The 7,130-nt window shown below is 74.4% G+C and carries 6 protein-coding genes; 4 read left to right on the top strand and 2 right to left on the bottom strand.

The window, feature by feature from the left end:
* From CLV63_RS34265 to CLV63_RS31735, 3 genes are all read left to right on the top strand, one after another.
* Positions 1-235: hypothetical protein (locus CLV63_RS34265; RefSeq protein ID WP_211301577.1), on the top strand; the 235-nt coding region annotated here is incomplete at its 5' end.
* Positions 236-266: 31 nt separating this feature from the next.
* Complete coding sequence (locus CLV63_RS31740) at positions 267-785, top strand: PH domain-containing protein (RefSeq protein WP_245929257.1); 519 nt, start codon at positions 267-269, stop codon at positions 783-785.
* The gene (locus CLV63_RS31735; RefSeq protein ID WP_106586944.1) at positions 782-2,680 is read left to right on the top strand and encodes a PH domain-containing protein; all 1,899 of its coding nucleotides are present in this window, start codon (positions 782-784) and stop codon (positions 2,678-2,680) included. The genes CLV63_RS31740 and CLV63_RS31735 overlap by 4 nt, the downstream gene beginning before the upstream one ends.
* A 130-nt stretch (positions 2,681-2,810) precedes the next feature.
* Here the strand turns inward: CLV63_RS31735 and sepH are convergent, their stop codons facing one another.
* Positions 2,811-4,055: a septation protein SepH gene (sepH, locus tag CLV63_RS31730; RefSeq protein WP_106586943.1), complete on the bottom strand. Its 1,245-nt coding sequence runs from the start codon at positions 4,053-4,055 to the stop codon at positions 2,811-2,813.
* 591 nt (positions 4,056-4,646) lie between these two features.
* On the opposite strand from sepH, the gene CLV63_RS31725 reads away from it, so the two are divergent.
* Positions 4,647-5,672, top strand: coding sequence for a hypothetical protein (locus CLV63_RS31725; protein WP_106586942.1), 1,026 nt, complete (start codon positions 4,647-4,649; stop codon positions 5,670-5,672).
* A 112-nt stretch (positions 5,673-5,784) separates the two neighbouring features.
* Here CLV63_RS31725 and CLV63_RS31720 read toward each other — a convergent pair whose 3' ends face one another.
* Positions 5,785-7,086 (bottom strand): D-arabinono-1,4-lactone oxidase, encoded by a 1,302-nt coding sequence (locus tag CLV63_RS31720; protein WP_106586941.1) that lies wholly within the window; start codon positions 7,084-7,086, stop codon positions 5,785-5,787.
* Positions 7,087-7,130: the final 44 nt, after the last annotated feature.

The raw sequence follows: 7,130 nt of genomic DNA, 5'->3' as shown, positions 1-7,130 counted from the left end.
TCTGGCACAACTGGCACATCGGCGCACCGGTCAAGCGTTCTCTGATCGCTTACGACCACTGACCAGCCAACAATTACCCATCAACGATCTAGGGCGTGTTCCGTGGATGCTTTCGGATCAGCGAGCGGCCGTCCAGGGCGGGGCTCGCAAGCCGATCTGCGTGGTTCAGCCTGGTTGGCTGTTCGAGCCGATCGGCGCAGCGAGCGTCGTCCTGGTGGCCGCGAGCCCGGAATGATCCGCGGGAACACGCCCTAGACTCTGCGGGTGTGACCACCGCACGCCTGCGCCCGCCCGAGAACCGCGTTTCACCGCGCGCCGTCCCCATGTGGACCCTCGGGGCCGCCATCGGATCCGCCATCGGCGTCGCGCTCCTCAGCGGCGCGGCATTCGGCATCGGCTACGCCGAATGGGACTGGGTGCCCGGCCCGGTCCTCACCAACATCTGGTGGGCGCCCGGAGCGTTCGCGCTGTACGCCACGGCGAGCACCATCATCTCGCCCCGCTGGCGCTACAGCGTGCACCGCTGGGAGGTCACCGAGGACGTCATCTACACGCGCACCGGCTGGATCAACCGCCAGTGGCAGCTCGTCCCCATCAACCGCATCCAGACCGTCGACCACACCCAGGGCTGGATGGAGCGGCTGTTCAAGGTCGCCACCCTCGAGGTGCAGACCGCCTCCCACGCGGGCTCCTCGACCATCGAAGGGCTCGACGCCGCCGACGCGCAGCGCATCAGCGAGGACCTCGCCGCGCGCGCCGGGCAGATGCGGAACGACGCCACGTGACCGCCCCCGATCCCGCGGTTCCCGAGGGCGCGGGCGGAGCGGACGCGGCACCGCCCGAGCGTCCCGCGCCGGACGCCGCCGGTCCGGCCGCCGAGGGCGCGGGCGCGCCGCCCGCGGAGGCGGCACCGCGGCCCGGTACCGATGCCGCGGCTCGGCCCGACGGCGGCCCCGCACCCGACACCGCGCCCGCGCCCGGCGCCGAGGACGCCGACCCCGACCCCGACCCCGCGCCCGGCCACGAGGACGCCGACCGCGCCCCCGACACCGACCCCGCGTCCGACCCTGCGCCGGGCGTCGAGGACGCCGGCGCCGGGCCGCCCCCGCCGCCGGAGGAGCCCGAGCACCGGCTCAGCCCTCTCACGATGGTCACCGCGCCCATCAGCTACCTCAAAGGGCTCATCGTCCCCATGGGCGCCGCGGTGATCGCCGGGAGCTACAACGTCAACCCCTGGCTGCTGGGCTCCGCGGCCGTGGCGTTCGCCGGGATGCTCGTCAGCGGGCTCGTCACCTACCGGACCTTCCACTACCGGGTCGGCGCCGAGCGGTTCGAGATCCGCAAGGGCCTGATCAGCCGCTCGCGGCGGACCATACCCCTGGAGCGGATCCGCGGCGTCGACATCACCTCGACCCTGCTGCACCGCGCGCTCGGCCTGTCCGTCGTCAAGATCGAGGCGGCGGCGGGGGGCGGCGGCAGCGAGGAGGGCAAGCTCGACGCCGTCAGCCGCGCGGAGGCCGACCGGCTGCGCGACCTCCTCCTGCGCCGCAAGGCGGCGCTCACCGCCCCGCAGGGCGCGCCCGCGCCGGACGGCGATCCCACTGCGGCGCAGCCCGCCGAGGCGGACCGGCCGCCGGGCGAGCAGCACCCGACGGTCGCCGAACCCGCCGAGACCGTCTACTTCACGATGCCGCGGACCTGGTACCTCTACGCGGTCCTCAGCCTCGCCTACCTGCTGACCCCCTTCGCCGCCATCGCCGCCGTACTGGGCTTCATCGGCCAGAACCTCGATGGGCTCGGCGCGATGTTCGACCCCGAGGAGGCGGTCACCGCCGCCGAGGAGATCGCGCAGTCCGCCACCATCGTGCTGGTCGGGCTCCTCGTCGCGGCGGTCCTCCTGCTGCTCGTGCTGATGCCGGTGTTCGCCGTGGTCAGCTACGCCATCACGCACTGGGGGTTCACGCTGCTGCGCCGGGGCGACTCCCTGGTCGCCGAGCGCGGCCTGTTCACCCGGCGGAGCGTGACACTGGAGCACCGCCGCATCCGCGGTCACGAACTCGCCGACAACCCCTTGCAGCGCACACGCTCCGCTGTGCGGTTGAGCGCCATCGTCACCGGCCTGGGCGACACGGCGACCCGGGCGGCGCTGCTGCCCATCGGGGACCGCGCCACCGTCATGGGCATCGTCGACCGCGCCCTCGCCCCGTTCACCGGGACGCTGCGCCCGCACCCCGCCGCGGCGCGCTCGCGGCGGCTGTTCCGCGCGATCGCGCCCTGGACGGCGCTCGCCGCGGCAGCGGCGGTCTGGGGCGCCTACCCGGCCGCGATCCTGTTCGCCGTCCTCGCCCTGCTGGGGATCCCCCTCGGCATCGACCGGTACCGCTCCCTCGGCCACGGGTTCGACGGCCGCCTCGTCAGCGTCCGGTCCGGGTCGCTCAGCCGTGACCAGGCGGTCGTGGAGTCCGACGCCATCATCGGCTGGACATGGAAGCAGTCGCTGTTCCAGCGCCGCGCGGAGGTCGCGAACCTGCACCTGTCGGTGGGCGCCGGGGCGGGCAGCTACGTCGCCGTCGACGCCGACTTCGCCGAGTCGGTCGCGTTCGCCTCGGGGATCACCGGGCCGATGGTCCGGCCCTTCCTCGCTGAGCAGCCGCCGGGGGAGCGCACCGGCGCGCCCTGAGCGGCGCGGCGGGGCGCATCGGCCCCGTGCATGCGAAGAGGGGGGCTCCCGCCGGTGCGGGGGGAGCCCCCCTCTTCTGATTGCTCAGCTCTTCGGGCTGCTCAGCTCTTCTGGCTGCGCAATGCGCCGTTCAGTCGGACTTCTTGGCGCCGAACATGATCTCGTCCCACGAGGGGACCGAGGCGCGGCGGCCGCGCCCCTTGCGCCGGGGCGGTTCGGGCGTCGCCGGTGCGACGCCGCCCGCCGCCGCGGCGGGGACCGGCGCCGAGGAGTCGGTGCGGGTGCCGTCGCCCTCGCCCGCCGCCGCGGGCGCGGACCGCTGCGGGGTCGGCGGTGCCATGGGCGGGCGCTCGCGGCGCTCCGGCCGCGGCGCCGGATCGGCCGACCGCTCGGGACGCTCGGGCTGCCGGGGCTGCGCCGCGGGAGCGGGCTCGCTGCGCTGCGGCGCGGCGGGCGGCCCCGTGACGGGGGCCCGGCCGGGGGACACCGGCGTGCGGGCGGGCGGCGGCGCGCCCAGCGGATCGGGGCGGTGCCGGGGAGCGGGCTCGCCCGCCGGAGCGGGTGCCGGGGCTCCCGTGCGCTGCGCGGCGGGCGGCTCGGCCCGGGACGGGCGCGGCTCGCTCGGCCACAGCTCCCGCGCGCGAGGATCGGCCGGGCGCTGCTCCTGGCCCCGGGGCTCCTGGCCGCGCGGCTCGCCGTAATGCTGCGCGGGCGGCTGGGCGGGCTGCTGCGCGGGCTCGCTGCCGGAGCGGCGCGGCACGAACGGGGTGACGTTCGCAGGGCCGGGATCGGCGGCGGGCTCGGCGGGCCCGGAGAAGCGGTCGGCCTCCTCGTCGAAGGCCGTGACCGAGCGGCGCCGCGGCTCATAGATCCAGTGCGCCACACGGGCCTCGCCGCGGGCGAGGTAGGAGAGGCGGAGCTGCCAGGTGTTGTCCTCGCGCTTCCAGGCGTCCCAGGCGGCGTCCCCGGTCTCCAACTGGTGGCCGCCGACGCGGTCGGTCACCAGGTCGCCGAGGAGGGGGCCGGGCGTGGCCTCCCCCTGGCGGCGGACCGAGGCGCGCTGCGCCTGCTGGGCGATGTACTCGCGTTCCTGGAGTACGGGACCTTCGAACCAGCGCACCCGCTCGATGGGGATGCCCGAGACCTCGGAGATGGACTCCGCGGTCTCACCGGAGCGGATCCGGGCCTGGATTTCCTTCGGGCGCAACGGATTCTCCACTTCGATCTCGTACTGGCCGAGCCGGGAGAACTGGCCGCGCACGGCGGCGCGGAGACGATCGTCGACAGGCAGCATGAAACGGGTTCCCCGGCCGGCGGTGGCCAGCACCAGGTAGGTGCCGTCTTCGCTGACGGCGGCGAGGCGAAGCTCCTGCATCGCCCTCCCTCTTTCGCGTCCCGTCGAGGGTATGTCCTTGGAGCCATCCCCCACGTCGTCAGTCTTGTCGGCATCGGCCTGTTGGGCTAGTACCGCCTCCGGCATGTCCGAAGCAGGCGATCGGGCCGTGACCCGAGAGCGGGGCGGCTGCCGAGGCCCGTGCGGATCCCGAATGCGCGCTGTGTAGGTATGTGTCCCAATGCCCAGGGGAGTACCCCGGATCCCGCGTTTCTCCCGTCCCATCTTGGCACGGGAGCCCCAGTGGCGCCCCGGACCACGGCGGACAACCGGACAAAACAGGTATTGACGGCCCGCGGGAGATCGTATCCCGCCGCCCCCCGTGAGCGGTACGTGCCGGGCGAAGCCCCCATGATCTGCGATAAAACGCAGATAAATGAGCATGATCGCAAGTCGACACGCGCGATGCGACCGAAGAGTGATAGATCCAATGCCTGTCGGTAATCGGAACATTGAGGGGGAGCGTTGCAGTTGTCCGGTTATGGACGGGTGGCCTGTTCGCGCTGAGCAGGCCCACAGGGATGGGCGACGAAAGGTTCCGCCGCAACGGTGCGGCGGTCTGGAGGGGGGAGGATGGGCGAGGGGGACCAGGAGAAGAAGAAGCGGATCGACCTGAGCATGTCCCAGCTTGCCGGGGGCGGTGTCGCGACTCTCACCGCCGCGACGGCGGCCTCCTATCTCGGGGTGTACGGCACGATCGCGGGCGCCGCGATCATGAGCGTCATGAGCACGGCGGGCACGGCGGTCGCCCAGCACTACCTGAAGGAGAGCGGGGAGCGCGCACGCGACCTCGCCGAACGGGCCAAGCGCCCCGGCGGCGTCCACACCGCAGTGGCGGTCGAACCCCAAGCGCCGCACACGCGCACGGACCACGGCGCCGACCCCACCACCACCAGGGCCATGCCCGCGGTGGGCACCCGCACCGGCGACGACACCGCGTCCGTGCCCGGCGCCGAAGGGCCCGCGGACCCGGCGACCGAGCTGTTCGCCCCGGTCGGCCCCGACGGCTCGGCCGACCCCGGCGCCACCCAGGTGCTGGGCGCTGTCAGCGGCCGGCGCGACCCCGAACGGTACGGCGGGTCCGGCGGGTCCGAGGACGGCGGGCCGGAGCAGGGGGGCTGGGCCGCGTGGTGGCGCAAGTACCGGATGCTGGTCATCCCCGCGGCGGTGGTGTTCGCCCTCGTGATGATCGTCATCCTGCTCTTCGAGCTGTTCACCGGCAGGTCCATGACCGACACGGTGCGCGGGACCGACACCCACTCGGGCCCGTCGCTGCTCGGCGGGTACGAGCAGCAGGAGCAGCCGCAGCAGCAGGACCCCGACCCCGGGCCCACCGCGCCCGGCGGCGGTGACCAGCCGACCGGCGGGCCCGAGGTCCAGCCCTCGCAGCCGGCCGAGCCGGGCGGTGAGCAGCCCGGCGGCGAGCAGCCCCAGCAGCCCGGCGACACCGGGGGGCCGGAGCAGCCGGAGCAGCCCGACCCCGGCGACGGCGGCGAGCAGGACGGCGGCGGTTCGGGCGGCCAGGAGCAGGGCGGCAACCCCGCCCCGCAGCAGGAGGACGAGGCCAACCCCGGGGTCCGCCAGGCACCCGCGGAGTGACCGCCTCCTGAGGCCGTGATGCGGAAACGGGCCTCCCGACCCGGTCGGAGGCCCGTTTCCGTACGGCCGGTGGGTCGCGGGCGGCACGCGGCACGTCCGCCTGGGGCGCTCGCTAGTCGCCCAGGACCGAGGCCAGGTAGGGGTTGCCGAACCTGCGGTGCGGGTCGACCCGGTCGCGGACCGCGAGGGCGTCGCCGAGGCGCGGGTAGACCCGCTCCAGGTAGTCCCGGCCGCGCGTGTGCAGCTTCCCCCAGTGCGGGCGGCCCCCCACCGAGGCGAACACCGCCTCCAGGTCGGCGAAGTACGCCCGGTGGTCGGACCCCGTGTAGACGTGCGCGGCGACATAGGCGGTCTCGCGCCCGTACGCGGTCGACAGCCACACGTCGTCGGCGGGGGAGAACCGCACCTCGACCGGGAAGCTGATCCGGTGCCCGCCGCGCCGGACGATGCGCCGGACCTCGCGCAGCACCGCCGGGAGCTCCGCCGCCGGGATCGCGTACTCCATCTCCACGAAGCGCACCCGCCGGGTGCTGGCGAACACCTCGTAGGAGGCATCGGTGTAGGAGCGGGCCGACAGCGCGCGCGCCGACACCTGGTTGATCGCCGGGATCGCGGCGGGCACCCGGCGGCCGACCCGGTTGACCACATCGAAGACGGTGTTGGAGAGGAACTCGTCGTCGAGGCGGCGCTTGAACGGCGACAGCGGCGCCGCGGGGCCCGCCACCCTGTTGTTCCGCTTGGTGTTGGTCCGCCCGGTGTGCGGGAACCAGAAGAACTCGAAGTGCTCGTTGTCGGAACGCAGCTCCGCCAGCCGGTCCAGCACCTCGTCCAGCGCCATGGGCTCCTCGCGGGCGTGCAGCAGGTACGCCGGCTCCACCGCCATCGTCAGCGCGGTCACGACGCCGAACGCGCCCAGCCCTACCCGCGCCGCCTGGAACAGCTCGGCGTCGGCGTCGGCCGAGCACGCCACCGTCGACCCGTCGGCGAGGACCAGCTCCATCCCCCGGACCTGCGCCGCGAGCCCGCCGCGGTCGCGGCCGGTGCCGTGCGTGCCGGTCTGCACCGCGCCCGCCATGGTCTGCACCGCGATGTCGCCCATGTTGGCCAGCGCCAGCCCGCGCGCCGCCATCGCCTCGTTGAAGTCGCACAGCGGCAGGCCCGCCTCGACGGTGGCGGTGCCCGTCCCGGCGTCGACCGAGCGGATGCGGGTGAGCGACGCGGGGGACAGCAGCACACCGTCGGTGACCGCGACCCCCGTGAAGGAGTGCCCGGTCCCGACCATGCGCACGTGCAGCCCGTCGGCCGCCGCCGTGCGCACGGCGGCGCTGATGTCGGCACCGCTGTTGGGGGCGACGGTCCGGCGCGGCGCCGCCGTCTCGGTCCCCGCCCAATTGCGCCACAGCACGTTCGTCATGGGTCGGCACGTTACAGCGGGCGGCACCGCGTGGGTATCCCCTC

Origin of the sequence: Murinocardiopsis flavida (genome assembly GCF_003014485.1) — a bacterium.
GTDB lineage: Bacteria > Actinomycetota > Actinomycetes > Streptosporangiales > Streptosporangiaceae > Murinocardiopsis > Murinocardiopsis flavida.
Note: the sequence above shows the minus strand (reverse complement) of the source record. Positions and strands in the feature narration are given on the sequence as shown.

Coding starts and splice junctions, on each gene's coding strand:
- CLV63_RS31725 (WP_106586942.1), top strand. CDS start 4,647: ATGGGCGAGGGGGACCAGGAGAAGAAGAAGCGGATCGACCTGAGCATG.
- CLV63_RS31720 (WP_106586941.1), bottom strand. CDS start 7,086: ATGACGAACGTGCTGTGGCGCAATTGGGCGGGGACCGAGACGGCGGCG.
- sepH (WP_106586943.1), bottom strand. CDS start 4,055: ATGCAGGAGCTTCGCCTCGCCGCCGTCAGCGAAGACGGCACCTACCTG.